Annotated in this window: 21 protein-coding genes and 1 riboswitch; of the genes, 9 read left to right on the plus strand and 12 right to left on the minus strand. The window is 68.0% G+C overall.

The window, feature by feature from the left end:
* Positions 1–86: 86 nt before the first annotated feature.
* Together AB0M22_RS42310 and AB0M22_RS42315 are read right to left on the minus strand one after the other, a co-directional pair.
* The gene (locus AB0M22_RS42310; protein ID WP_364739130.1) at positions 87–704 is read right to left on the minus strand and encodes a methyltransferase domain-containing protein; all 618 of its coding nucleotides are present in this window, start codon (positions 702–704) and stop codon (positions 87–89) included.
* A 757-nt stretch (positions 705–1,461) separates the two neighbouring features.
* On the minus strand, positions 1,462–2,325 hold the full coding sequence (locus AB0M22_RS42315; RefSeq protein ID WP_364738932.1) for a hypothetical protein: 864 nt from the start codon (positions 2,323–2,325) through the stop codon (positions 1,462–1,464).
* 246 nt (positions 2,326–2,571) lie between these two features.
* On the opposite strand from AB0M22_RS42315, the gene treZ reads away from it, so the two are divergent.
* Both treZ and AB0M22_RS42325 read left to right on the plus strand, forming a co-directional pair.
* A complete protein-coding gene (gene treZ / locus AB0M22_RS42320) occupies positions 2,572–4,296 on the plus strand; it encodes a malto-oligosyltrehalose trehalohydrolase (protein WP_364738934.1) in 1,725 nt (574 codons plus the stop codon).
* Positions 4,297–4,385: 89 nt separating this feature from the next.
* Positions 4,386–5,633, plus strand: coding sequence for a serine hydrolase domain-containing protein (locus tag AB0M22_RS42325; RefSeq protein WP_364738936.1), 1,248 nt, complete (start codon positions 4,386–4,388; stop codon positions 5,631–5,633).
* A gap of 1 nt (position 5,634) precedes the next feature.
* On the opposite strand, the gene ilvA is transcribed toward AB0M22_RS42325, so the two are convergent.
* A complete protein-coding gene (gene ilvA / locus AB0M22_RS42330; RefSeq protein WP_364738938.1) occupies positions 5,635–6,990 on the minus strand; it encodes a threonine ammonia-lyase IlvA in 1,356 nt (451 codons plus the stop codon).
* A 54-nt stretch (positions 6,991–7,044) separates the two neighbouring features.
* Positions 7,045–7,482 carry a nitroreductase family deazaflavin-dependent oxidoreductase gene (locus AB0M22_RS42335; RefSeq protein ID WP_364738940.1) on the minus strand — a complete coding sequence of 146 codons (438 nt, stop codon included), beginning with the start codon at positions 7,480–7,482 and terminating at the stop codon, positions 7,045–7,047.
* 89 nt (positions 7,483–7,571) lie between these two features.
* Between AB0M22_RS42335 and AB0M22_RS42340 the strand changes: the two genes are divergently transcribed.
* Positions 7,572–7,799, plus strand: a complete 228-nt coding sequence (locus AB0M22_RS42340) for a hypothetical protein (protein ID WP_364738941.1) — start codon at positions 7,572–7,574, stop codon at positions 7,797–7,799.
* Here the strand turns inward: AB0M22_RS42340 and AB0M22_RS42345 are convergent.
* On the minus strand, positions 7,796–10,483 hold the full coding sequence (locus AB0M22_RS42345) for an AAA family ATPase (protein ID WP_364738943.1): 2,688 nt from the start codon (positions 10,481–10,483) through the stop codon (positions 7,796–7,798). The genes AB0M22_RS42340 and AB0M22_RS42345 overlap by 4 nt on opposite strands.
* A 124-nt stretch (positions 10,484–10,607) precedes the next feature.
* Between AB0M22_RS42345 and AB0M22_RS42350 the strand changes: the two genes are divergently transcribed.
* Positions 10,608–11,207, plus strand: a complete 600-nt coding sequence (locus AB0M22_RS42350; protein ID WP_364738945.1) for an MspA family porin — start codon at positions 10,608–10,610, stop codon at positions 11,205–11,207.
* A gap of 149 nt (positions 11,208–11,356) precedes the next feature.
* Positions 11,357–12,568: a DUF2235 domain-containing protein gene (locus AB0M22_RS42355; RefSeq protein ID WP_364738947.1), complete on the plus strand. Its 1,212-nt coding sequence runs from the start codon at positions 11,357–11,359 to the stop codon at positions 12,566–12,568.
* On the opposite strand, the gene treY is transcribed toward AB0M22_RS42355, so the two are convergent.
* The 3 genes from treY to AB0M22_RS42370 all read right to left on the minus strand — a co-directional run bounded on the left by treY (position 12,488) and on the right by AB0M22_RS42370 (position 18,236).
* A complete protein-coding gene (gene treY / locus AB0M22_RS42360) occupies positions 12,488–14,872 on the minus strand; it encodes a malto-oligosyltrehalose synthase (RefSeq protein ID WP_364739132.1) in 2,385 nt (794 codons plus the stop codon). The genes AB0M22_RS42355 and treY overlap by 81 nt on opposite strands.
* Before the next feature lie 59 nt (positions 14,873–14,931).
* Positions 14,932–17,052, minus strand: coding sequence for a glycogen debranching protein GlgX (gene glgX, locus AB0M22_RS42365; RefSeq protein WP_364738949.1), 2,121 nt, complete (start codon positions 17,050–17,052; stop codon positions 14,932–14,934).
* A 239-nt stretch (positions 17,053–17,291) separates the two neighbouring features.
* Positions 17,292–18,236 (minus strand): bifunctional helix-turn-helix transcriptional regulator/GNAT family N-acetyltransferase, encoded by a 945-nt coding sequence (locus AB0M22_RS42370; RefSeq protein ID WP_364738951.1) that lies wholly within the window; start codon positions 18,234–18,236, stop codon positions 17,292–17,294.
* A 156-nt stretch (positions 18,237–18,392) separates the two neighbouring features.
* Here AB0M22_RS42370 and AB0M22_RS42375 point away from each other — a divergent pair, with 156 nt between their 5' ends.
* Positions 18,393–19,679, plus strand: a complete 1,287-nt coding sequence (locus AB0M22_RS42375) for an adenosylmethionine--8-amino-7-oxononanoate transaminase (protein WP_364738953.1) — start codon at positions 18,393–18,395, stop codon at positions 19,677–19,679.
* Between the two features lies 1 nt (position 19,680).
* Here the strand turns inward: AB0M22_RS42375 and AB0M22_RS42380 are convergent, their stop codons facing one another.
* Positions 19,681–20,055: a cupin domain-containing protein gene (locus AB0M22_RS42380; RefSeq protein WP_364738955.1), complete on the minus strand. Its 375-nt coding sequence runs from the start codon at positions 20,053–20,055 to the stop codon at positions 19,681–19,683.
* A gap of 61 nt (positions 20,056–20,116) precedes the next feature.
* Here AB0M22_RS42380 and AB0M22_RS42385 point away from each other — a divergent pair, with 61 nt between their 5' ends.
* The 3 genes from AB0M22_RS42385 to bioD all read left to right on the plus strand — a co-directional run bounded on the left by AB0M22_RS42385 (position 20,117) and on the right by bioD (position 22,573).
* Positions 20,117–20,596, plus strand: coding sequence for a MarR family winged helix-turn-helix transcriptional regulator (locus AB0M22_RS42385; RefSeq protein ID WP_364738956.1), 480 nt, complete (start codon positions 20,117–20,119; stop codon positions 20,594–20,596).
* Between the two features lie 53 nt (positions 20,597–20,649).
* On the plus strand, positions 20,650–21,804 hold the full coding sequence (locus tag AB0M22_RS42390; protein ID WP_364738957.1) for an 8-amino-7-oxononanoate synthase: 1,155 nt from the start codon (positions 20,650–20,652) through the stop codon (positions 21,802–21,804).
* Between the two features lie 94 nt (positions 21,805–21,898).
* Positions 21,899–22,573, plus strand: coding sequence for a dethiobiotin synthase (bioD, locus tag AB0M22_RS42395; protein ID WP_364738959.1), 675 nt, complete (start codon positions 21,899–21,901; stop codon positions 22,571–22,573).
* 89 nt (positions 22,574–22,662) lie between these two features.
* On the opposite strand, the gene AB0M22_RS42400 is transcribed toward bioD, so the two are convergent.
* The 3 genes from AB0M22_RS42400 to AB0M22_RS42410 form a co-directional block, all read right to left on the minus strand.
* Positions 22,663–23,574: an ABC transporter substrate-binding protein gene (locus AB0M22_RS42400; protein ID WP_364738961.1), complete on the minus strand. Its 912-nt coding sequence runs from the start codon at positions 23,572–23,574 to the stop codon at positions 22,663–22,665.
* 161 nt (positions 23,575–23,735) lie between these two features.
* Positions 23,736–24,452, minus strand: a complete 717-nt coding sequence (locus AB0M22_RS42405; protein ID WP_364738963.1) for an ABC transporter ATP-binding protein — start codon at positions 24,450–24,452, stop codon at positions 23,736–23,738.
* 128 nt (positions 24,453–24,580) lie between these two features.
* Complete coding sequence (locus AB0M22_RS42410) at positions 24,581–25,612, minus strand: iron ABC transporter permease (protein ID WP_364738965.1); 1,032 nt, start codon at positions 25,610–25,612, stop codon at positions 24,581–24,583.
* A gap of 110 nt (positions 25,613–25,722) precedes the next feature.
* Positions 25,723–25,855, minus strand: a riboswitch (cobalamin riboswitch).
* Positions 25,856–25,905: the final 50 nt, after the last annotated feature.

The following is a 25,905-nucleotide window of genomic DNA, read 5'->3' on the forward strand; positions in this document are numbered from 1 at the left end:
CCCGAGTTTGACGGTATCGCGGCTCGGACAGTAACCGCCGCGGACCGGCGTGCGCGGTGATCGCGGTCCAACACCGAGTGCTGCGGTTAGGGGGAGACGGCTGTGCCGAGGGATTGGGCGGCTAGGAAGCGGGGGGCGTCTTCGCCGTAGAAGACGTCGATGTCTTGGATTTCGAAGCCGGCGGTGGTCAGTAGGCCGCGGATGTCGCGGTTCAGGTTGCAGCCGCCGCAGAAGGTTTTTTGCAGGGGGTTCAGGCGGTTTTGCCACGCCTGGACCTTGGGATCCGGTGCTAGGCCGTGTTCGACGAAGTGCAGGGTTCCGCCGGGGTTGAGTACTCGGCGGACTTCGGCGAGGGCGGTCACGACGTCGGGGATGGTGCACAGCGTCCAGGTCGACACCGCGGAGTCGAAAGTGTTGTCCGCGAACGGAAGCGACTGCCCATCCAGCCCGGCCCGCTCGACCGGCACCTTCGACGCGGCAACCCGCTCGCTCGCCAGCTTCCACCCCAGATCGGCAGGCTCGACCGCACTCACCGAATCCACCGACCCTGGATAGAAAGGCACATTCAACCCCGACCCGAACCCGATCTCCACCACCCGCCCGCGCAACCCGGAACACACCCGCTCCCGCAACGGCTCGTTGAACCGCATCCCACACGCCACATCGACGATCCGCGGCACAATTCGATCTCCATAGAAGCCCACCGACCCACTCTCCCAGCACCGACCCGAACGCGCCACCAGGTGCGGTGGACCTCGCCTCGATTGCTCGATGGTGCGACCGCGCCCGATGCTGTCGTGGTGCCACGGCTGACCAGCGGCGCACCAGGCTGTCATGTTCGATTTTCCGCCGTCTATCCGGCTCATCCAGGCAATGGCCCTGATTTGGTGGGTGCCCGCGGTGGTAGGGGTCCACGTGACGGATCGGTCGCCGCCCGGTCCGTGGGCGGGGCCGATTCCGATCTGGGTTTCGTTGTCGTAGAAGAAGGTTGACCACCCGGTGGTGGGGGCCGGGACAGAATGCGAGGTCAGGGTGACGGTGCAGCCGACCGCGACGGTTCCGCCGATGACTTCGACGGTAGTGACCGAGGTCGCCGCCGCGCTGGGCGCCAACAGCACCCCGGCTGCGAGCATCGCCGTCGCCCCGGCTGCCGCCGCGGTGATGGACCGGGTTCTCGAATGCATTGGGTATCTACTCCTCGCTGCGTGCCGAATTACGAACCAGAGCTGGTGAATTCAGGATGCGCGCCACTGCGGCGGCGGCGCGATATTCCGGTTCGCTGATCGGCGCCGCGTCGCCTGACGGAGGTCTCCGAGCTGGTGCTGGCTGCCGATCGTCGCGGCGCAGGCCGTGGTGATCGGCGCATGAATCTAAACAGCGGCGGGCAGCCGACCACGCGTCTATGCCGGTTGCTTATCGGCACGGCCCGACTGGATGGGAGGCGGTCGTGCGGAAGTTGGTCTACAGGCCGGTGCAGGGTTTTGGTGGGGCGGCGGGGGCCTTGTCGGCGACTGGTTGCATGGTTGGGCCTAGTACTGGGCGCAACCGGGACCAGGGGACTTCGACGCAGGGGTAGCCGTAGACGTAGAGGCCGGTGTCTATGTAGATCTGGATGCCGGTGGGGGTGGGGATCCAGTTGGCGAAGTTCTTTTCGGTGGGTTGCAGGGCGGCGGTGATGGTGGGGCTGTCGGCTATTTGGGGGTGGAGCTGCTTTGTGGCTTCGGTTGTGGCTGCGGCCAGTTCGGTGATTCCGACATGGCGGTCGGTGAACAGATCGCCGATCAGGACAGGGGCGGCCGTGCGGCTGTTGGTGGTGATGGTGGCGAGGATTTTGAATGGGTGGGCCTCGCCCTGGTAGCTGATCAGGCCGGTCACCAGTTCGCTGATGGTGGTGTCGGTGGCGAGGATTCGGCCGGTGGATTCGACGAAGTGTGGGCGAGGGTCGTCGCTGCGGTTGGTTGTGTCGACTTGTTCCTGGATGAACGTTCGTACGCCGCGGTTGAATACCTCGGTCACTCGCGGGTCGCCGCCGGACAGTTCCAGTGATGCCGCGACGCCGGAGATGCCGACACCGTTGGGCACCTCCACCTTTCGGACCGTGTAGGTCGTCCCGGCGGACTGGACAGTGGTCGAGTCCGCAGGTTCAGCGCCCGTGACCGGGGCTGTCGAAGTGCTGCCGGTCGTTGCCGCCGAGGCACTCGGGCGCGGCTGCGCGGAGGTGCTCGGGTCGGCGCTGTTCGAGCTGTCGGCACCGCATCCGCTGAGCGCCACGGCCAGCGACAGCCCCAGCACCGCCCGCGACACCGTCCTTGATTGCTTGGTCACCGATCGCACCGTTAGACCTCCTCGTGGCATCGAGCCGCACACATCATCGCTGTACCGTGGTCCGGTGGGAAGTAGGCACGCGAAGGTTGGCACTCGTATGTCGCATGTCGATGTACGCGACAACGAGCGCCCGCGCACCGCTCAACCTCGACCGCCTATCAACCGCGTCATCCGACACTGAGCCCTCGCGGCGACGCAGGATCGGGTTGCGGGGCGGCGGGACCGGACCCGTGGAATGCTGGCGGGGTGACCTTGTTCGAGGTGTGGGCGCCGCGGGTGGAGCAGGTGCGAGTGGATGTGGATGGTGTCATCCATCCGATGGGGCGGTCCGGGGGTGGTTGGTGGCAGGCCGAGGTGGCTGCTGCTGATGGGGCGCGGTACGGGTTTGTGCTCGACGATGACCCGCAGGTGTTGCCGGATCCGCGATCGGCTCGGCAACCGGATGGGGTGCATCAGCGGTCGGCGGTGCACAGCCTCGATCTGTCGGTGTGGACGGACTCGGGATGGACCGGGCGGCAGTTGGCCGGCGCGGTGTTCTACGAGCTGCACGTCGGCACCTTCACGCCGGAAGGGACATTCGACTCGGCGATCGAGCGGCTCGACTATCTGGTCGAACTCGGCGTCACCGTCGTCGAATTGATGCCGGTGAACGCGTTCGACGGTACGCACAACTGGGGTTACGACGGGGTGCTCTGGTACGCGGTGCACGAACCCTACGGCGGGCCGGACGGATTGCAGCGGTTCGTGGACGCCTGCCACGCACGGGGATTGGCGGTCGCGCTGGACGTCGTCTACAACCATCTCGGTCCGTCCGGGAATTATCTGCCGCGCTTCGCGCCCTACCTCACCGAAGGCCGCAACACGTGGGGCCAGAGCCTGAACCTGGACGGCCCGGACTCCGACGAGGTGCGCCGGCACATCATCGGCAACGCCTTGCGCTGGCTGCGCGACTTCCACATCGACGCGCTCCGCATCGACGCCGTACACGCACTGGTCGACCGCACCGCGAACCACGTGCTCGCCGAACTCGCCACCGAGACAACGCGTCTCGCGGCACACGTGCGCAGGCCGCTCACCCTGATCGCGGAGAGCGACCTCAACGACCCGAAGCTGATCACCCCGCGCGCCGCAGGCGGCTACGGACTGACCGGCCAGTGGAACGACGACCTGCACCACGCGATCCACACCGCCGTCTCCGGCGAACGCCAGGGCTACTACGCCGATTTCGGCTCACTGCGCTGCCTGGCCCACACGTTGACGCACGGATTCTTCCACGCCGCAACGTTTTCCAGCTTCCGCGCCCGCACCCACGGCCGCCCGATCGACACCGCGGTGATCCCGGCCAGCGCCCTGCTCGCCTACACCTGCAACCACGATCAGATCGGCAACCGCGCCATCGGCGACCGCCCCAGCGCCCATCTCACCGACGGCCAACTGGCGATCAAGGCCGCGCTGGTGCTGTGCTCGCCGTACACGCCGATGCTGTTCATGGGGGAGGAGTGGGGCGCGACCACACCGTTCCTGTTCTTCACCTCGCACACCGATCCGGTGATCGCGGCCGCCACGGCGGACGGCCGCAAGGCCGAATTCGCCGAGCACGGCTGGAGCACCGACGAGGTGCCGAACCCGCAGGACCCGTCCACGTTCCTGCGCTCGAAGCTGAACTGGGCCGAACTCGAAGAATCCCGCCACATCCGGCTACATTCCTGCTATCGAAAGCTGCTGGCCCTGCGCCGCGAGCGACCCGAACTCACCGACCCGTGGCTAACCCACATCTCGGTCGACTACGACGAGAACGCGCGCTGGATCGTCGTGCATCGCGGCGAGCTGAAACTGGTGTGCAACCTGTCCGAGGACCAGGTCACGGTGCCGGTAACCGGCTTTTCGCTGCTGTCCTGGGAGCCGCCGACCTTGGGCCCGTCGGCGACAACGATTCCCGCGCACTCGTTCGCGATCCTCGCCGACCGCTGAGGAAAACTCCGGTTGCGGGGAAGTCACGATAGAAAACTGTCCGAGACAGATCCATTGCCCGGTGTGACCGCCGCCATTACCGTAGAAAGATGAGCAACGACGCTTCCGGGGATCTAGCGCCGATCCCGACCGGGATGGGTGGCAGCGCCACCGCCGAATTCGCCCCACTGGTGCGCGCTTTCGCCAGGACCTTCGGACACCGCCGCGGCGCGGGCGGCGCACTCTCGGTGCACCTGCACGGCGAGCCGCTGCTCGACATCTGGACCGGATCCGGCGGCAGCACGCCGTGGACCCAGGACACCGGGTCGATCATCTTCTCCGCGACGAAGGGCGTCACCGCCACCGTCATCCATCGGCTCGCCGACCGCGGGCTGATCGATTACACCGCACCGGTCGCGGAGTACTGGCCGGAGTTCGCCGCCAACGGCAAGGCGAAAATCACCGTGCGCCAAGCGATGACGCACAGCGCAGGCCTGTCCGCTCTTGCGCCGCTGGCCACCGGCCTGGGCGACGTGCTCGACCACGAGCTGATGGAACAGCGCTTGGCCGCCGCGAAACCCGATCGCCTGCTGGGTGTTCCGGCCTACCACGCGCTCACCTTCGGCTGGCTGATGGCGGGCCTGGCCCGCGCGATCACCGGCCGCAGCATGGGCGAGCTGTTCCGTTCGGAGGTCGCTGAACCGCTCGGCATCGACGGCATCCACCTCGGCGCACCGCCGCCGGACGCGCCGACCACCTACGCGCCGCTGGCCGGCTCCCAGCTGAGCCTGATCGGAAAGCCGGTCAGCGCAATGATATTGGGCCGTAGCCACCGGATCCCCGGTGCGCTGGGCGCGGCCACCCGCTGCCTGTTCCTGCCCGGACTGGAATCCATTCTGGCCGGCGAACAGCCACCGATCCTGCACACCGAGCTCGGCGCGGGCAACGGTGTCTGCACCGCACCCGCGCTCGCCACCATGTACGGCGCGCTCGCCAACGACGGTGTGGCAGACGGCCGTCAGTACCTGAGCCCGCGAACCATCAAGGCGATCCGGCGGATTCAGACCTACCGCCTCGACCACGCCCTGTTCTACACGCCGATGCTCTGGCGGCTCGGCTACCACTCGCTGCCGATGCCGGGCGCGCACGCCGGATTCGGCCACATCGGTCTCGGCGGTTCCTTCGGCTGGGCCGAACCGCGCCTGGGCCTTTCGGTCGGCTTCGTGCACAACCGGCTGTCGGCGGGGCAACTGTCCTATGACATGTCCGCGGCGTTCTGGATGCTGCCGATGCTGCTGAACTGCCTGCGCGCCACCCGGCGCATCCCCATGGAGGAGACGCGCGAGGCGGCGGCGTAGGTCAGGTCAGGTAGCGGTAGGCCGGCGAGCCCGGTTCGAGTCGCTCGCACTGGATCGGCGACTCGGCCATCCGTTCCAGCAACGCGCCCAACCCATCCGGGGCGCCGAGCTCGATACCGACCAGCGCCGAACCGGTTTCGCGGTTGTTGCGCTTGACGTACTCGAACATGGTGATGTCGTCGTCCGGCCCGAGCACCTCGTCCAGGAAGCGCCGCAGCGCGCCCGGCTCCTGCGGGAAGTCCACCAGGAAATAGTGTTTCAGGCCGCGGTGCACCAGCGAGCGTTCGATGATCTCGCCGTAGCGCGACACATCGTTGTTGCCGCCGGAGACCAGGCACACCACCGTCGAACCCGGCTCCACCGTCAGCTCGGACAGCGCCGTGACCGCAAGCGCCCCAGCGGGTTCGGCGATGATGCCCTCGTTCTGGTACAGGTCGAGCATGGTCGTGCAGATGGCGCCCTCGTCGACCTGCATCATCCGGAAAGAGCTTGTCCCGGTGGGGGACTCGGTGGTGGTCAGTAACGGCAGCGACGCGTGCGAGACCACCCGGCCGCCGAATCCGGCGATCGCCGCGAACGGCACCACGCCGATCCGGCGCACCGCGGCGCCGTCGACGAACGGGTCGATCTCCGGCAGCGTCACCGGTCCACCGGCGACGAGCGCCGCGGTCATCGAGGCCGCGCCGGCCGGTTCCACGCCGAGGATCGAGGTGTGCGGCGAACGGTCGCGCAGGTAGGTGCCGACCCCGGCCAGGCAGCCGCCGCCGCCCACCGGCACCACGACCAGGTCGGGCGAGGTGCCGAGCTGCTCCAGGATTTCCGGCGCGATGGTGCCCTGCCCGGCCGCGGTGCGCACGTCGTCGAACGGCGGCACCATGGTCGCGCCGGTGCGCTCGACATCGTCGCTGGCGGCCGCGGCCGCCGCATCGTAGGTTTCGCCGACCGCGATCAGCTGCACGAATTCGCCGCCGTGCACCCGGATCCGGTCGCGCTTCTGCTTGGGCGTGGTGGTCGGCACGTAGATGCGGCACTTGATGCCCATCGCGTGACAGGCGAACGCCACGCCCTGCGCGTGGTTGCCCGCGCTGGCCGCGACCACACCCGCGGCCCGTTCGCTCGCGGTCAGCTGCATCACCAGGTTGTAGGCGCCGCGCAACTTGTACGAGCGGACCGCGGACAGGTCCTCTCGCTTCAAGTAGACGTTCGCTCCGGTGAGCCGCGATAGCCGCTCGCTGCGTTGCAGCGGAGTCGGCTCGATAATCTCCGCAATTCGCTTGGCGGCAGCGTCGATCTCGTCCGCGCTCAGCGCGGGACGAGAAGCGGACAGTGCGTCGATGACATCAAGCGGATTGGACACCCGAAATATGCTGCCACCCGCCGCTTCGAGCTGCTGCGGCGGGTGGCAATCGACTCAGTCCTGCGGAGTCAGCACGAAGACAGGGATGACCCGGTCCGTCTTCTTGGTGTACTCGTTGTAGTCCGGCCAGACCTCGGCGGCCCGGTCCCACCACACCTGCCGCTCGTCACCGGTGACCTCGCGGGCGGTGTAGTCCTTGTTCTCCGTGCCGTCGCGCAGTTCGACGTGCGGCTCGGCCTTGATGTTGTAGTACCAGACGGGGTGCTTCGGTGCGCCGCCCAGCGAGGCGACCACCGCGTATTCGCCGTTGTGCTCGACCCGCATCAGCGGGGTCTTGCGCAACTTGCCTGATTTCGCGCCCTTGGTTGTGAGCAGGATGACCGGCTTTCCCTGCAGCGTGGTGCCAGTCTCGCCGCCGGAGTTCTCGTACTTCTCGGCTTGCTCGCGGGCCCAGTCGGATGTACTCGGTTCGTATTCACCTGTCAATGGCATGAACGAGGGAACGCATCAGGGATCGAGTGTGTTCCCGGCGACATCAAAGTTCGGTAGACCGAACTTCACTGTCCGTATATCCTCACTAGATGGCAGTTGTTCACCCGTCGGCCCGCTCCGCGACCATTGAGATCGCCGGGAGCGCGTGGCCGCTGTACAAGCTCGAGGCGCTGGCCGCCGCGCTGGTGACCTGCCTGATCCTGGCGCTGATCACCGGATCGCCGCAGGTGGCGGTGCTGATCGCCGCCGCGGTCGGTGCGGCTCGCTGGCTCATCGGCGCGATTGTCGCGTGTCGTTCGGCCGACCGTAGCGCCTAGTCCGCGTCGAGCGGGAGATCCGCGAGTTCACCTCGCGACAGCACGCCCAGCTTCGGATACGCCTTGTACAGGTGATGGCCGACCGTGCGTGGACTGAGGAACAACTGCGCGGCGATGTCCCGGTTGGACATGCCTTGCGCGGCCAACCTGACGATCTGTAGTTCCTGCGGTGTCAATGCCGCCAACACGCCTTGCGCGGGCCGGGCGGCGGTGCCGACGCCGAGTGCCGCGAGTTCGGTACGGGTTCGGTGCGCCCATGGGCCGGCGTCGAGTCGTTCGAAGGTTTCCAGCGCGGGTTGCAGCTGGGTTCGCGCGTCGGCCTTGCGGCGTGCGCGACGCAACCATTCGCCGTACAACAGTTGGGTTCTCGCCTGTTCGAACGGCCGGCCGCCGAGTCGCAGCGCGGCGCGGTAATGCTGGTCGGCGTTCGCGTCATCGGTAAGAGCCCGGCAGCGGAAGACCAATGCTTCGACCCACTCCTGCTGCGAGACCTCGGCCCATTCGGTCAGCCGGTCCAGTGCGTCGCCCGCGCGGGCCGGATCGCCGAGCCGGACGGCTGCCTCGATCAGTTCGGGTAGCGCACGCCGCCCGGCCACGTGATGACGTGCGGGTTCGACGGTCAGCAGAGCCAACCGGGCCAACGCGCTGTCCACCTTGCCGAGCCCGAGCTCCAGCAAACCGAGCGCCAGCTGCGTCCACGGTGCGCCGGCCGCGGCACCGCCGCCGAACTCCTCGGCGAGCGCGCGATCGACCAGCCCGCGACAGTCTTCCGCCCGGCCTTCCAGCGCCGCCGGATACGCAAGGTAGGCCGACAGCTGACTGATCCACTGCCCGTGTCCGAGGTCGGTCGCGATCCGCAACCCCTCGGTGGCGGCGATCCGGCCTTCACCCGGCCTGCCGACGAACGCTTCGGCCTCGGCCCGGAAGAACAGCAGCGTCGGCAGCAGCGCGATCCGGCCCTGCTCGCGGCATTCGGCGACGAGCTCGCCGGCCAGCTCGGTCACCTGATCGTCCTGCCCGACGACCAGCCCCATCCCGCACAGCTGCACCAAGTCCCGCGGACTGTCCGCGCCCGCGGTCCGCGCCGCGGTCGCCGCCGCGCGCAGGTCGACGGTGAACCGCCCGTTGGCCGCCGCGACCATGTAGCGCGCGATCGGCGCGAGCGGTTCGTTGTCCGGCAGCGCGAGCGTCGTCAGCGAATCGACCGCCTCCGCCAGTTCCGGCGCACCGAGATACCAGGCGGTGTGCAGCGCTTGCGCGAGGATGCGCGCGGCACGTGGTGGCTCGGACCCGCGCACTGCGGCGGCCGCGCCGAGCAGCAGTCGGTGTGCCGAAAGCGGCTTGCCCGCACCGAATTCCGCGACTCCGCGGACGAGATCGAGCCGCGCCAGCACCAGCTGATCGGTCGTCTGCGCGGCCGCGCGTTCGGCCAGTTGCCTGGCCAGATCGGGCAACCCGGTTTCGCCCGCGGTCTCGGCGGCGAGCACCAGCCTGCGCACCCGATCCGCCGCGTCGGTGCTCAATCCTGCCGCACGTTCGTAGGCCGCGACGGCACCGTGATAGCCGCTACGTTCGCGCGCCCGATCGGCGGTGTGCTCGAGCGCGGCGGCCGTCGTTTCATCCGGGCCCGTTGCCGCCGAGGCGAGGTGCCAGGCCCGCAGGTCAGCGTCTTCATCCGAGGTCAGCGCCTCGGCGAGCGCGCGGTGCGCGGCGAGGCGCTGAGTCAAAGGCGCACCCTGATAGATCGCCGAACGCAGCAACGGATGGCGGAAGCTCAACGTCCGGCCGTCACTGTGCACGAGCCCGGCGTCTTCGGCCGGGGTCAGATCGGACAGGTGCGCGTCGAGCGCGGCACCCGCGCGCAGCACCGTGCCGAGGTCGGCATTGCTCGCGGCCGCCGCGATCAGCAACAGCAGCCGGGTCGCCGCGGGCAACCTGCTCGCCTGACCGTGGAACGCGACCTGTAGCCGCTGCGTCAACGGCAGCGGATTCGCCCCCGCCCCAGGCGATTCCGCCGCGAGCACCGCGGGTAACTCCCGCAAGGCCAGCGGATTGCCGCCCGCCTCGCTGAGCAGCCGATAACGCAGCACCGGTGACAAGTCGGGGTCGTGGCTGTCCACCAGGGCGGCGGCCGCATCCGGCGGCAGTCCGGTCACGATCAGCTCGGGCAGCCCCGGCGCCGGGAAAACGTCCGCCCCCTGACGGGTCGCGAAGATCATCACCACCCCCTCCGCGTCCAGCCGTCGCGCCGCGAACAGCAGCGCCTCCGCGGTCGCGCGATCGAGCCAGTGCGCGTCATCGATTAGGCAGAGCAGCGGCCCGTCGGTCGCCTCCTCGGCCAGCAAGGACAACACCGCGAGACCGATCAGCAGCCGATCGCCCGGATCCGGTTGCGCCAGGCCGAAAGCGCCGCGCAACGCGTCGCGCTGCCGGTCGGGCAGGGTGTCCAGCAGCGCGATACCCGGACGCACCAGCAGATGCAGTCCGGCGAACGGCAATTCGGCCTCGGATTCGATGCCCGCGCTGCGCACCGTCGGAATGCCCTGGGCGGCCGCGTAATCCAGCAGCGCCGTCTTGCCGATCCCGGGTTCGCCGCGCAGCACCAGCGCGCCGCTGTGCCCGTCGCGTGCCGCAGCGAGAAGCCGATCGATGTGCGCTTGTTCGGCTTGACGTCCCTGGAGCATGTCCACACCGTATCGGTCAGCTGGACGACCGATCAGTGGTCGGCAAGCGCGTGCCCGGTCATGCCGTGTCGTACGCGGATGATATAGCGATCGGCTACTAAGGTCTGGGGCTATGGGGTCGAATGTGAAAAGGACTGTCCAGGCATTGGCGGGCGTCGCCATGACCTGTGCGTCTGTTGCTGCCCTCGCGCCGACGGCGGATGCCGAGGTAATCAGCATGCCCCCGCACGAGAAGTCGTTCGTCCCGCCGGGTGACGGCGCGAAGAAGTTCACCATCGGCAGCCGGGAGGAGTACATCTACCGGATCCCGCCGCTGAACTTCATGGGGACCACCCGCGAGGCACTGGTCAGTTCGATCGGCTACGGAAGGGTCGAGGGGGCCTCGGCGGGCAAGCTCCGGATCGGATATCACGTCGGCTGCGCGGTGACCATCGGCGCCGGCACCTTAGGCGCGACGCCCGACCTGGTCATCGGCCAGTCGCCGAGCGTCAATCCGAACCCGGTCGCCACCCTGAATCTCGCCCCTGGCGAGGTCGGCGAGGTAGCAATTGCCGAGAAGGACATGATTCCCGGCAAGTTGATCCAGCTCAGCTTCCGCGATTTCCATATCAAGGTGAATTCGTGCACCGGCCCGGTTACCCTCCGGCAATACGCATACGTCGATTACAAATCCCCCGAGGTCGACGATTCCGGGGCGGTCTTCGGCGAACCCACCTGGCTCTGACCGGCTGAATCCCGCGCCGTCCGACCTGGTCGAAACGGCCTACCTGATTGAAACAGGCGTTGTTCATTAACGCTGTTCACCGCGCGCTCGATGATTCGAGTAGTCGAGTACGCGGGTTTCATCAGGAATCCGGCGGGAGGATCTGGTCCATGAAACGCCTGGTCGTATGTTGTGACGGCACTTGGAAAGCGGAGTCCAGCACCACGGTCTCCAACATCATCAAAATCGCGCAGACCATCCGCTACGACGCGGCCGGTCCGCAGGGTGAGACGATCCCGCAGTGGGTCACCTATGTATCGGGCCCCGGTGCCCGCGGCTTCCTGTCCGATCGGCTGATGGGCGGCGCGTTCGGGCTCGGCCTGGAGGCGAACCTGTCCTCCGCGTACTGGCACCTGGCGCTGAATTGGCAGCCGGGCGACGAGATCTACATCTTCGGGTTCAGCCGCGGCGCGTTCACCGCGCGCAGCCTCGCCGGCCTCATCGACCGCATCGGGATCCTGACGCCCGAGGCCATGATCAACGGCAAATACCCGGAGGCGCTGAAGATCCATCAGCAGGTGGCGCCCAAAGACGGGACGACGCCGCAGGCGTGGGTGGACTTCCGCAAGCACAACTGCCACAAGAACGTGCCGATCATCAACTTCCTCGGGGTCTTCGACACCGTCGGCGCGCTCGGCGTGCCGGGACTGACCTCGCTGCGCTACAAGTTCCACGACGTCAAGCTCGCGCCGAGCGTGCACTGCGCGCGGCAGGCGCTGGCCATCGACGAGCGGCGGCGCAACTTCGAGCCGTGCCTCTGGGAGGTGCCGGTCGAGCCGAACGTGAAGTACCGCAGGGGATTCCAGCGGGTCAAGCAGGTGTGGTTCGAGGGCGTGCACAGCGACATCGGCGGCGGCTACGCCGAATGCGGGCTCTCCGACATCACGCTGCGCTGGATGGTGCGCGAGGCGGAATCGGTCGGGCTCGCCTTCGATCGCGACCGGCTCGACGAGCTGTCCAAGACCTGCCAGGCCGTGGATGCGAAGCGGCACATGCGCCCGCATCCGTCGCTGGGCCTCGGCTACCGCTTCCTGAATGTGCTGCGCACCGTGCGGCATCCGCGCAGCCCGCGGTTCTACCTGGACTCCTGGCGACGCCTGGCCAACGGGCACGAGCAGGGCATCCGGCTGGCCTCGGTGGTCAACGAGAACGCGGACTACCGCCCGCCGAACCTGCGCCGCTGGCGCGCCCGGTTCGGCGGGATGTTCCCGGAGGAGCTGCTGGAGAAGGTCAGCCCGGTCTCAGCGCACCAGCAGTGCGACGGGCAGCCGGCCGAAGAGCTTCTCCAGTCGAGCCCGGCCCTGGAAGGTGTGGCCGGTTAACCGGTCCGTCCAGGTACCCTGCGGCAGGTCGAGAGTCGTGTCGCCCCAGCCGGTTTCGGCGAGGTCGACGCTGTGCCTGGTGGTCGCGACGATCACCTCGGGGGCCGCACCGACGCGGCCCCTGGCATAGGACACCAGCCTGCTCGCCTGCTCGCCGATGGCGAACAGCGGCAGGTAGGTGCCGCCGACGAAGCAGTCGGGGCGTTCCCGGCGCAGCCACAGCGCGTACGCGACGATCCACATCTTCGCCGCGCCGGTGGTGTCCAGCGCCGGTGTGCCGGTGAGGGATTGCAGCATGCCGGTGCGGACCGCGAAGTCCACCGGGCGCCGGTTGTCCGGGTCGACGAGGGAGTCCTCCCACAGCTCGCACCCTTGGTAGATGTCCGGGATGCCGGGGCCGCAGAGTTGGAGCAGCTTCTGCGACAACGCATCCGACCACGCGTGCGGCGCCAGCTCGTGCACCAGGTCGCCGAGTTCGGAGCCGACCGGGCCGTCGATCACCGCGTCGATCCAGGTGTGCACCGCGGTCTCGAACTCGGAATCCGGTTCCTCCCAGGAGGATTTGGTGCCCGCCTCGCGAATCGACTTCTCCGCGAACTTGTGCAGCCGCTCGCGCAGGCCGGGCACCGACGCCGCCGGGCGGCCGTCGGCCGGCCAGACGCCGAACATGTTCTGCAACAGGAACAATGTGGTCGCGCCGTCCGGTCCCGGGGTCGACTCCTCCCACGACTCGACGTTCTGCGCCCACGTGTCGGCGGCCTGGGAGAGCACGCCGATGCGGGCGCGCACGTCCTCGCCGCGCTTGGTGTCGTGGGTGGACAGCGTGGTCATGGTGGCCGGCCAGCGCTGCGCGCGTTCGCTGTTGGACAGGTGGAACTCGTTGAGCGAGTGCGCGAATCGGGCTGGATTGCCGCCGACCTCTTGCAGCGAGACCAGCCGGGCGGCCTGGTAGAACATGGTGTCCTCCACCGCCTTCGCGGTGACGGCACCGCAGACCTGGCTGAACCGCACCGCGGCCTCGCCGTCCGCGGCGAGCGCGGCGACCAGCACCGCCAGCGGCGCGGTGAGTTCGCTGTTGCGCTTCTCCACCTCGGCGATGACGGCGGCGATCATGCCGGCCAGCGGCGCGTAGTCGGCCCGGTACACCGGCATGAACGCGAGCACCTCGATGGTGGCGTTGGTCATCGCCATGGTGTCGAAGCTCTCGGCGCCCGCGTCCCGCTTGATCGCCGCGACCAGGCGCCGAACCTCCGGCGCCAGAATGCTTTCCGCGACGGCCCGCTTGATCCGGTGCTCGGTCTCGCCGATCCAGGAGCGGTCGCTGCCGTGCCCGGCGACCTGCTTGGACAACTCGGTCAGCGCCTGCTCGCCGTCCGGGTCGATGAGCACGCCGCCGAGGTCGGCGAGCGCGTCGTAGCCGGTGGTGCCGTCGACCGGCAGGGTCGAGTCCAGCGGCTCCCGGTTGGCCAGGATCTTCTCCACCAGCAGCAGCCGGTTCGGGCCGATCAGCCTGCGCACCCGCGTGAGATAGGCGGCGGGATAGGACAATCCGTCCGGATGGTCGATGCGCACGCCGTCGATCAGGTCGTGTTCACACCAGGCGGCCAGCTCGCGATGGGTGGCCTCGAAGACCTCTTTGTCCTCCTGCCGGACCGCGGCGAGGCTGCTGACCGCGAAGAACCGGCGGTAGGTGCAGACGCCGGCCTTCCAGCTCACCAGGCGATAGTGCTGCTTGTCGTGGATGCGCAGCGCGTTGTCGCCGTCGGTGCCCTGCGCGATGGGGAAGCGCAGATCATGCAGGGCCAGCATCGGTTCGGAGCCGGATCGGTCGACCGTGAGCGCGGCCGGGTCGTTCTCGCTCTGCAACACCGGCAGGGCCAGGCGGCCGCCCGCGCCGTTGGCCGAGCTCCAGTCGATGTCGAAGTAGTGCGCGTACGCGGACTCCCGGCCGTTGCGCAGCACATCCCACCACCACGCGTTCTGCCGCGGATCGGCCACGCCGACATGGTTGGGTACCAGGTCGACGATCAAACCCATGCCGCGGCTGCGCACTTCGTCCGACAGCGCCTTGAGCCCGGCGGGCCCGCCGAGCGCGGCCGACACGGTGGTGGGGTCGGTGACATCGTAGCCGTGCGTCGAGCCGTGCGCCGCGGTGAGGATCGGCGACAGGTACAGGTGCGAAATACCCAGCTGCTGTAGGTATTCCGCGATGGTCCTGGCATCGCTGAAGGTCAGTGCGTCCGGGCGCAACTGGAGCCGGTAGGTGCTGCGGACCGTGGTCGGCCTGGCCGGGGTGCGGCGCATCGAGAGGGGATCGGTCACGTGCGTCTCGGTGGATTCCGGTGTGGTCATGGGCGTTCCGGTCATCCGGCGTGACGCAGGACCAGCAGACAACGGGATTCGATCGGCAGGGTGGCCGCCGCAGGGTAGCTCGCGTCGGTCAGTCCGGTCGGGGTCGAGCAGTCGAGTGCGACCGCCCACTGGGTTCCGTAGTCGGAATTGGGCAGGGTGAAGTCCATGGCCTCGTCGTGCGCGTTGAAGCACAGCAGGAACGAATCGTCGGTGATCCGTTGGCCGCGCGGGTCCGGTTCGTGAATGCCCTTGCCGTTCAGGAAGACCGTGAGCGACTTGCCGAAGCCGCTGTCCCAGTCCGCCGTGGTCATCTCCGCGCCCTCCGGGGTGAGCCAGGCGATATCGCGCGCGCGGTCCTTCGAACGCACCGGCCTGCCGTCGAGGAAGCGACGACGCCGGAAGATGGGGTGCTCGGTGCGCAACGCGATCACGTTGCGGGTGAATTCGAGCAGGTCCGAATTCTTCTGCATCAGTGACCAATCCATCCAGGCCAGCGGGGAATCCTGGCAGTAGACGTTGTTGTTGCCGTGCTGGGTGCGGCCCATCTCGTCGCCGTGCGCGAGCATCGGCACGCCCTGGCTGAGCACCAGCGTGGCCAGCAGGTTGCGGCTCTGCCTGGCCCGCAGCGCGAGGATTTCCGGATCGTCGGTGTCGCCCTCGACCCCGCAGTTCCAGGACCGGTTCCAGCTCTCGCCGTCGCGGTTGTCCTCGCCGTTCGCCTCGTTGTGTTTCTCGTTGTAGGACACCAGGTCCCGCAGGGTGAACCCGTCGTGCGCGGTGATGAAGTTGATGCTCGCGCTCGGCCTGCGCCCGGTGGCCTCGTACAGATCCGAGGAGCCGGTGAGCCGGGAAGCGAACTCGCCCAGCGTGGCCGGCTCGCCGCGCCAGTAGTCGCGCACGGTGTCGCGGTACTTGCCGTTCCACTCGGTCCACAGGCCGGGGAAGTTGCCGACCTGGTATCCGCCCTCGCCGACATCCCACGGCTCGGCGATGAGCTTCACCTGGCTGATCACCGGATCCTGTTGCACCAGATCGAAAAAGGCGGACAGGCGGTCGACGTCGTGCAGCTCGCGGGCCAGCGTGGCGGCCAGGTCGAAGCGGAAGCCGTCGACGTGCATGTCCAGCACCCAGTAGCGCAGCGAGTCCATGATCAGCTGCAAGGTGTGCGGGTGCCGCACGTTCAGGCTGTTGCCGGTGCCGGTGTAATCCATGTAGTGCGAAGGGTCTTCGTCGAGCACGCGGTAGTAGGCGGCGTTGTCGATGCCGCGGAAGCCGATGGTCGGCCCGCGATGGTTGCCCTCGGCGGTGTGGTTGTAGACCACGTCGAGGATCACCTCGATGTTCTCGGCGTGCAACGCGCGCACCATCGCCTTGAATTCGGTCACCGCGGAGTCGGCGCGTTTGATCGCGGCGTACTCGTTGTGCGGGGCGAGGTAGCCGAAGCTGTTGTAGCCCCAGTAGTTTCGCAGGCCCTGATCGAGCAGCACGCTGTCGTGCAGGAACTGGTGCACCGGCATGAGCTCGATCGCGGTGACGCCCAAGCCTTTCAGGTGATCGATGATCGCCGGATGCGCGATGCCGGAATAGGTGCCGCGCAACTCCTCCGGGACGTCGGGGTGGGTCGCGGTCATGCCCTTGACGTGCGCCTCGTAGATCACCGTCTCGTGGTACGGGCGGTTCGGCGCGCGGTCGGTGCCCCAGTCGAAGTACGGGTTGATCACCACGCCGGCCATGGTGTGGCCGAGCGAGTCCAGGCCGTGCGTGTACAGCGACGGGTCGTTGTCGAATTCGCCGTCGAACGCCTTGCCGTACGGATCGAGCAGCAGTTTGCTCGGGTCGCAACGTAATCCGTGGTCCGGGTCGTAGGGACCGTGCACGCGGAATCCGTAGCGCTGACCGGGTCCGACCGCGGGCAGGTAGGCATGCCACACGTACCCGTCGACCTCGTCGAGCGGCACCCGGGATTCGGTGCCGTCCCGGTCGATCAGGCACAACTCGACGGCGTCGGCAACCTCGGAGAACACCGAGAAGTTGGTGCCCGCCCCGTCGTAAGTCGCGCCGAGCGGGTAAGCGGTGCCGGGCCACACACCGAGTGGTGTCGCGTCACCGGACGCTGCGTCGGGCTGAGCCATAGCAACGACATTAGCGGCAGCGGCCTATAACTCGGAGCGGGTGGTTGCGACCGGGCGGGTCAGCGAGGGCTGGTCAGGTGTCCAGCCAGCACTTCGGATAGCCCGGTGCTACGGCCTGATGGGCCTGGTCTGCCCAGCACGGCGCGTTGCGGGCAGGCGGGGAGACCGGCCGGGTAGCGGTCCTGGTAATCCCGCAGCAATGCCAGGGCGCGTGGCTCTCGGCTGCGGATCGATCGCCCCTAGCCGGGCTGCACGAGGGAGCGTCGCCACGTCTGGCCGATCAGATCGGCGCCCCAGCTGTGGTGCGGACTTTCCTCGGCCAGTTCGAAACCGGCGCGCTGGTAGATGTGCCGGGCCGAGGTGAGGACGTCGTTGGTCCACAGCACCATCTCCTCGTAGCCCGCGGCGGTGGCGAAGCGCAGGCATTCCTCGACCAGCGCGGCGCCGATGCCGAGGCCGCGCGCGGTGGGCTCGACCAGCAGCAGGCGCAGGCGCGCGGTGGTGTCGTTCTCGGCGACGCAGAAGACGCTGCCCACCGGTTCGCCGCCGGATTCGGCGATCCAGGCGTGCTCGCGCTGCTCGTCGTGGGACGCGAGGTAGTCGGCGACGATGCGCACGATCAGCTCCTCATACGTTCCGTCCCAACCGTATTCGTCGGTGTAGAGGCGGGCGTGCCGTTCGATGACCCAGCCGTAGTCGCCGGCCTTGGGCTCCCTGATCACGAAAGGGGGCGCGGCCACCGCGTTCGCGGGGTGGTCCAGGATCTGCTGGATGGTCTGCATGGCGGTGACCAGGCGGGCGCGCGCGGCCGGTGGTTTGGCGTTGAGCAGGTAGCCGATCTCGGCGCTGGAGCGTTGGTCGAGCACCGCGGCAATTTCCTTGCCGCGGGCGGTGAGTCGCACTTCTTGGCGACGGCCGTCGCTGCTCGACCGGTTGCGCTGGACCAGGCCCGCGTCCTCGAAGCTGGCCAGGATGCGGCTCAGGTATCCGGCGTCGAGATCCAGGGTCTGGCGCAGGGTTACCACCTCGACGGTCCCGGAGTGGGCCAGTTCGAACAGGATTCGCGCCTCGGTGAGCGAATACTCGCTGTCCAGCAGGCCTTCGCGGAGCACGCCGATGACCCGGGTGTAGCGGCGGTTGAACTCGCGGACTGCGGCGATATCCGTGGCGGCGACGGTGGTCACGACGGCTCCATTCGTGCGGTGATCGTTGACTCAGTCAAAGAATAACTCCGGAGGCCCGCCGGGTGGCGGAAATCGGCGGGGACATCTTTCGCGCGCAGCTCCGGTGGTAACTTGAACGGTGTTCAAGCCTGCCGTTGTTCGACCGCGAGGATTCCTGTGGCACTGACCCTTGACGAGATCGCCGCCATCGATGCGAAGCATGTCTGGCACCCCTATGGCGGATTTCCCGCGACGACCGAGCCGCTGGTCGTCGCCGAAGCATCCGGCACGCGGCTGACGCTGGCCGACGGGCGCGAGGTCATCGACGGCATGAGTTCGTGGTGGGCGGCCATTCACGGGTATCGGCACCCGGTCCTGGACGCGGCGCTGGTGGCGCAGTCGCAGCGGATGAGCCACGTGATGTTCGGCGGACTGACCCATGAACCTGCGGCGCGGTTGGCCGAACTGCTGGTCGAGCTGACCCCCGATGGTCTGGACAAGGTGTTCCTGTGTGACTCCGGTTCGGTGTCGGTCGAGGTCGCGGTGAAGATGTGCCTGCAATATTGGCGCGCGCTCGGCCGGCCCGGGAAGCGGCGGCTGCTCACCTGGCGCGGTGGGTATCACGGCGACACGTTCACGCCGATGAGCGTGTGCGATCCGACCGGCGGCATGCATTCGCTGTGGACCGATGTGCTGGTCGACCAGGTGTTCGCGCCGATGCCGCCGCGCGAATACCGCGCCGAATATGCGGCCGAGCTCGAGCGCATGATCAGCACCAACGCCGACGAACTCGCCGCGGTCATCGTGGAACCGGTCGTGCAGGGTGCGGGCGGGATGCGCTGGCACCACCCGCGGTACCTGACCGATCTGCGCAGGCTGTGCGACGAGCACGGGGTGCTGCTCGTCTTCGACGAGATCGCGACCGGATTCGGCCGCACCGGAACGTTTTTCGCGGCCGATCAGGTCGGGTTGCGCCCGGACGTGATGTGTGTCGGCAAGGCGTTGACCGGTGGTTACCTCACCCTGGCCGCCACGCTGTGCACCGCGTCGATCGCCGAGACGATCAGCGCGGGGCACGGCGGTTTGATGCACGGGCCGACCTTCATGGGCAACCCGCTGGCCTGCGCGGTCGCGGTCGCCTCGCTCGAACTGCTGACGGCGGGGGATTGGCGAGGCGACGTGGCGCGGATCGAATCCGGGCTGGAAGCGGGGCTCGCGCCGTTGCGCGGGCTGCCCGGTGTCGTCGAGGTGCGGGTGCTCGGTGCGATCGGTGTGATCGAACTCGACCGTCCGGTGGACATGCGCACCGCGACCGATGCCGCCGTCGACGCCGGGGTGTGGTTGCGGCCGTTCCGGAATCTCGTCTACACCATGCCGCCGTTCATCAGCACCGACGCGGACGTCGCGGCGATCACCGCCGGGATGCGCGCCGCGGTCGCGGCGCAATCTCGAATTGCGGTGTAGCTCAGGCGATCCAGGGCGGCACGACCAGGTTGTCGCTGCCTGGCACGCCGGCTTTGGCGCCGGCCTGTGCCGTGACGATCGCGGTGAAGCCTTCGTCGCCGGTGCTCACCTGGCGCAACATGTTTGCCGGGAGGATGACCGTATCGCCCTCGGCGGCAGTGAGTTTCGTGCCGTCCAGGTCGATGGTCGCGCGGCCGGCAACGAGGGTCCAGATCTGTTCGGTGTCGATGTAGTGGACCGGGCCCGCCTTGTCCGCGGGTACTTCGACGCGCCACAGCGCGAGCGAGCTTCCGCCTTGGGTGGGGGAAACGAGGGTGGTCATGACGCCGCTGGGGGTTTCGGTGCGGCGGGTTTCGGTGTGTTGGATGACGGTCATGCTCGGTCACTCCGTAAGATAGACAATGAAGTTGTCCATATAGTCAATGAGGTTGTCCAATATGTCAAGTGATTCCGGTGGGTACGAGCTGCCGTTGCGGATGCTGCTCGGGTTTCGCGCCGTCATCGATGAGGTGCATGCCGAGTTGGTCGAGCACGGGCATGCCGAGCTGCGGCCGATGCATGGGTTCGTGTTCCAGGCGGTCGGGCGGGTCGGTGGGCCGTATGGGTGCACCGCCGCCGACCTCGGCCGCGCGCTCGGGATCTCGAAACAGGCCGCGGGCAAGCACATCGAGGCGCTCGAGCGGCTCGGGTATCTGCGGCAGGGGCACGATCCGAACGATGCGCGGCGCAAGGTCTACACGTTGACCGACCGCGCGCTCGACATGCTGAATCGGTCCGCCGAGATCTTCGACCGGATTCATGAGCGCTGGGCGCGTCAATTGGGTGCGGAACGGCTGGCGCAACTCGAGCAGGATCTGCGCACGGTGACGCCCGGTGAGGTGTTTCGTTTCGATACCCCGAACTGGTTCGGTGGGTGAGTCCGGTGCTGGGCATATGCACCTTGAACGGTGTTCAAGTATGCTCCGGAGCTGTGACTACCGATCCATTGAGTTGGTTGGACGAGCGCGCGTCCGCGCGAGTCGCCGCCGGGCTGCGCCGTGAACTCCGTCCCCGGGCGGCGCGGTCGCCGTCGATCGACCTCGCCTCCAACGACTATCTCGGGCTGGTCCGGCATCCCGAGGTGATCGACGGTGCGATCGAGGCGGTGCGGCGGTGGGGCACCGGATCGACCGGGTCCCGGCTCGTCACCGGAACCACCGCCGAGCATGCGCAGTTGGAGACCGAGCTGGCCGAATTCGTCGGCGCCGAAGCGGGTCTCGTGTTCGCGTCCGGCTATGCCGCGAACCTCGGTGTGGTCACGGCGTTGGCCGGGCGCGGGGCGTTGGTGGTGTCCGATGCGGGCAGTCATGCGTCACTTGTGGACGCGTGCAGGCTTTCTCGGGCGCGCGTGGAGGTTGCCGCGCACGGTGATGTCGACGCGGTCGACCGGCTGCTTGCCGAGCGGACCGAGGAGCGGGCGTTGGTGCTCACCGATTCGGTGTTCAGCGCCGATGGTGATCTCGCGCCGCTCGTCGAGTTACACCGGGTTGTCCGGGCGCGGGGTGCGGTGTTGATCGTGGACGAGGCGCATGGGATCGGCGTGCGGGGCGATGGTGGGCGTGGGCTGGTGCACGAGCTGGGCCTGGCCGGGGAGCCTGACCTGGTGATCACCGCGACGTTGTCCAAATCTCTTGCCGCGCAAGGTGGGGCGGTACTGGGCAGTGAGCGGGTGCGGGCGCATCTTATCGATTCCGCGCGGACCTTCATCTTCGATACCGGACTCGCGCCCGCGGCTGTCGGTGCCGCGCGGGCGGCGCTGCGCGTGCTGCGTCGCGAACCGGAACTCGCCGGCCGGGTGCTGGAACGTGCTGCCGACATCGCGCGGATCGCGGCCGTGCCCGTGCCGGATTCGGCGGTGGTGTCGGTGGTGCTCGGGAAGGCGCAGATCGCCTACGACGCGGCGCAAGCATGCCGGGTGCACGGACTCGATGTCGGTTGTTTCCGCCCGCCGTCGGTGCCCGAGGGAACTTCGCGGCTGCGACTCACTGCGCGCGCCAACTTGACTCCGGCCGAACTCGACACCATCGCAACGGTTCTCGGCCAGGTGCTGGCAGCGGCGCGCGGACTGGACGTGGTGCGCGCATGACCGCGCCGACCTGCCCCGCGAGCAGGGGTCCGGTGCATGTGAGTATTGATGACGTGGCGATTGCAGGAGGTCGTGGGTTGCAGGAGGTGGCGGTATGAGCGTTCTGTTGGTGACCGGAACTTCCACGGAGGTCGGTAAGACCGTGGTCACGGCGGCCGTCGCCGCGTTGGCCATGGCCGAAGGCAGATCGGTGGCGGTGTGCAAACCGGGTCAAACCGGTGTCTCCCTGACCGAACCCGGCGACCTCGCCGAGATCGAGCGCCTCACCGGTGTCACTCGCACGGTCGAACTCGCGCGCTTCCCCGAACCGCTGGCGCCCGACACCGCCGCCCGGCGCGCGGGACTGCCCGAGCTGACCTTGGACGAAACCCTGTCGGGAATAGCCGAACTCGCCGACGCGGATCTCACACTGGTGGAAGGCGCGGGTGGATTACTGGTCCGACTCGGCGACTTCACGCTGCTCGACCTCGCCCAAAAACTCGACGCCCCCGTACTTTTGGTGACCGCCGCCGGCCTCGGCACCCTGAACCACACCGAACTGACCACCCGCGCACTGCAATCGGCCCGCGTACGGTGCGCCGGCCTGGTAATCGGCTCCTGGCCGGCCGAACCCGACCTCGCCGCCGAATGCAACCGCGTCGATCTGCCGCGCGTCACCGGAGTCGACCTCGTCGGCTCCATCCCCGCCGGTACCGGAACCTGGGACCGCGACCGCTTCACCGCCGCCGCACCCACCTGGTTCACCCCGACCTGGTCACCATTCACCTGAGTGCTGCCAGACAGAGTGCGACGAGTCAACGGCGTCGCGCTCCCTGCCCTCGCGCGAACTCACCGGCATGAGCCCGCGCGGCGGGCCGGTCAGCGGATGGTGTCGTCGGCGCGAGGCTGGATTGTGGAGGTGGGGACCAGGTTCCAGCGTTCGAGTTGCTTGCGTATCTGCTCGCTGGCGTCGATGTTGAGCGGGCCGCTGGTCCACATCGCGTAGGGGAGGTTGAGGAAGCGGCCCTCGGTGACGGCGCGGAGTTGGTTGATGCCCGGCTTGGCGCGCAGCGCGTCGACCTTCTGGGCGAAGGTTTGCGGCGGGTAGTCGACGAACATGATGGCGTCGGGGTCGGCGGCGGCGAGGCGCTCCCAGGAGACCCGGGTCCAGGTGTCGGGGACGTCGCTGAGCGCGTTACGCCCGCCCGCGGCATCCAGGATCGCCTGCGGCGCACCGAAACTGCCGCTGGACATCAGCGAGTCGGTGGCGCTGTCGAACAGGAAGATGGTCGGCTTGCGCTCGGCCTGCGGTGCACCGGACAGTGCCGCGAGCCGCCGATCCAGGTCGGCGGTGACCTCGGTGGCGCGGTCGGCCCGGCCGGTGATGGCGCCGAGGTTGGTCAGGTCGTCGCGCAGCGCGGTCCACGGTTCGACAATCCCGCGCGGGCGTTCCCCATTGTGCTGACGGCAGCTCTCGGTGAGCGTGTAGGCCGCGATCCCCGCCTTGCTCAACGAATCCGGAGTCAGATTCTTCGCCTCGTCATACCCATAGTTCCATCCCGCGACCATCACATCCGGCCCCTGCGCCAACACGGTCTCCCGCGAAGGATATTCCGGCGCAACAGATTTCAACTGATCGACCACGGGCCCATAATGCCTGCGCAACGTATCCGCATCCCGCTGCACACTGGAAACCGCGACAACCTGATCCTGCGCCCCGAGCGCCAGCGCCATCGAGATCATGTTCCCGTCATTGACGAACAATCGCTTGGCCGGCGTCGGAAACCGCACGTCCACATCACAATTTCGAACAGTGAGATCCCCAGCGTTCGCCTTCTCCGCACTACACCCAGCCACGGCCGCGGCTAGCGCAATCGCCACCAGTACTCGCACAGTGTGCTTCATTCATTCGCCTTTCGAGGTAATCAGCAGTTCAGGTAGCAGCCCGGCCGTCATGGCGCCGGCTCGCGGGGAGTGATCAAAAGATGCGGGGCTCCGGTTTCCGGATGTGGGACGCGGAGGGCGCGGACGCCGAAGACTTCGTCGACTACCTCGGGGGCGAGTGCGGTGGCGGGTGGGGTGAGGGGGTGGGCGGTGCCGTTGTGCAGCACCAGGATTCGGTCGCAGTAGCGGTCGGCCAAGGCCAGGTCGTGCAGTGCCATGACGACGGTGCGGTTCAGCGTGCGGGCCAGGGCGAGCAGTTCGAGGCGATGGGTGATGTCCAGGTGGTTGGTGGGCTCGTCCAGCAGCAGGATCGGGGTGTTCTGGACGAGGGCGCGGGCGAGGAGGACGCGTTGGCGTTCGCCGCCGGAGAGGCGGTGGACCGGGCGGTCGGCGAAGCCGGTCAGATCGACGGTGGCCAAGGCTTCTCGGACGACCTGTTGTTCGTGCGGGGAGCCGGCGCCCCATGGGGGTAGGTATGGCGTGCGGCCGAGTGCGACGACCTCGCCCGCGCGTAGGTCGGCGGGTGGGCGTTCGTCTTGCGCCACCATGGCGACGGTGCGCGCTCGGCGGCGTGCCGACATCTGGTGCAGGACTTGGCCGTCCGCGAGCACTTCGCCGCGCACGGGTCGCCGCACTCCGGCAAGCGTGTGCAGCAGTGTGGTTTTCCCGGTGCCGTTCGGTCCGACGATGCCGATCGTTTCGCCGGCCTGGATCGCGAGGGTCACATCGGTGACCACGGTCCGCCGACCGGCAGCGCAGGCGAGTCCGTTTACCTCTAATGTTCCAGCGTCACTTCGCGTCTCGACGGCATCGCCATCCGTGGCGAGGTGGCCATTGCTCTCTGCTCGACGGTTCATGATTCACCGAACCGGTAGCGCCGACGACCCATCAGAATCAAGAAGGCGGGCGCGCCGATCAGTCCGGTCAGCACACCGACGGGGATTTCCGTGGGACGGACCAGAATTCGAGTAGCAGCGTCGGCGACCACGAGGAACAGCGCTCCGCAGAGCGCGCAGGCGGGCAACAGCGCGCGGTGGCGCGGCCCGACCAGCAGGCGGGCGGCGTGCGGGACGACCAGGCCGACGAACCCGATGCCGCCGGACACCGCGACCAGCACCCCGACCAACACCGCAAGCAGCAGGAACAGTCCGATGCGCAGTTCCTTGACCGGAACCCCGAGGGACGCAGCGGTATCCGCGCCGACGGTCAGCGCATCGAGCCACCCACTCGCCATGAGCAGCGCGATCCCGGCCACCACGACCACGCTGAGCGGCAACGCGATTCGCGTCCAGTCCGCCCCCGCGAGACTGCCGAGCAACCAGAACAGCACCGACTGTGCCGCGGCCGGATCGGGACGGCGGAAGATGAGATAGCTGCTCAACGCGGAGAACGCGGATCCGAGCACCGTCCCGGTGAGCACCAACCTCAATGGCGTCAATCCACCCTGTGCGACCGCGATCAGGAACACCAACCCTGCCGCGACGAACGCCCCGGCCAACGCCCCGCCGGACAACGCCCACACCCCGGCACCGGCGAACAACCCCGAGGTGATGACCGCAGCCGCACCCACACCGGCCCCGGACGACACCCCGAGCAGATAAGGATCAGCGAGCGGATTCCGCACCAACGTCTGCATCGCCGCCCCGGCCAACGCCAACCCCGCCCCGACGATCGCCGCCAGGACCGTCCGCGGCACCCGCAACTGCCAAACGATGGTGTCGAGCCCGAAATCGGTAGGCGCTTGGCCGCTGACCCGATGCCGCAGCACCTCCAGCACCGAAGAAACCGGCAGCGTCTCCGCCCCGAACCCGGTCGCGAGAACCATCGCGCAGATCAGCAATACCCCGAGCAAGGGGAAGACGACGGCCGTGCGCACACGGCTCATGCCTCCACCTCGCTGGCGCTCGGTTCCGGCATGCGCCGAGGCGCGCTGGCACATGATTCGCTCGCTGCGCTCGCTCATCGGTAGTGCTCCACAGGCAAGTCGCGGCCTCTCCAGAGTTGTCCTGGCAGGGGAGGTCTGACTCTCGCCGGTGAGGGCGATCACAGTGGCGCGACCGTTCCGGGATTGCACCGGATTCTCGCACCCGCCAGGGATGACGGAGGAACTCTACCGGTCGGTCGGGTTAACCCCGCCGTCAGGGTTGCGCGTGGAATGGCGACCATCCACACCCTTAC

The sequence above is a fragment of the Nocardia sp. NPDC051756 genome, from assembly GCF_040681495.1.
Taxonomy (GTDB): domain Bacteria; phylum Actinomycetota; class Actinomycetes; order Mycobacteriales; family Mycobacteriaceae; genus Nocardia.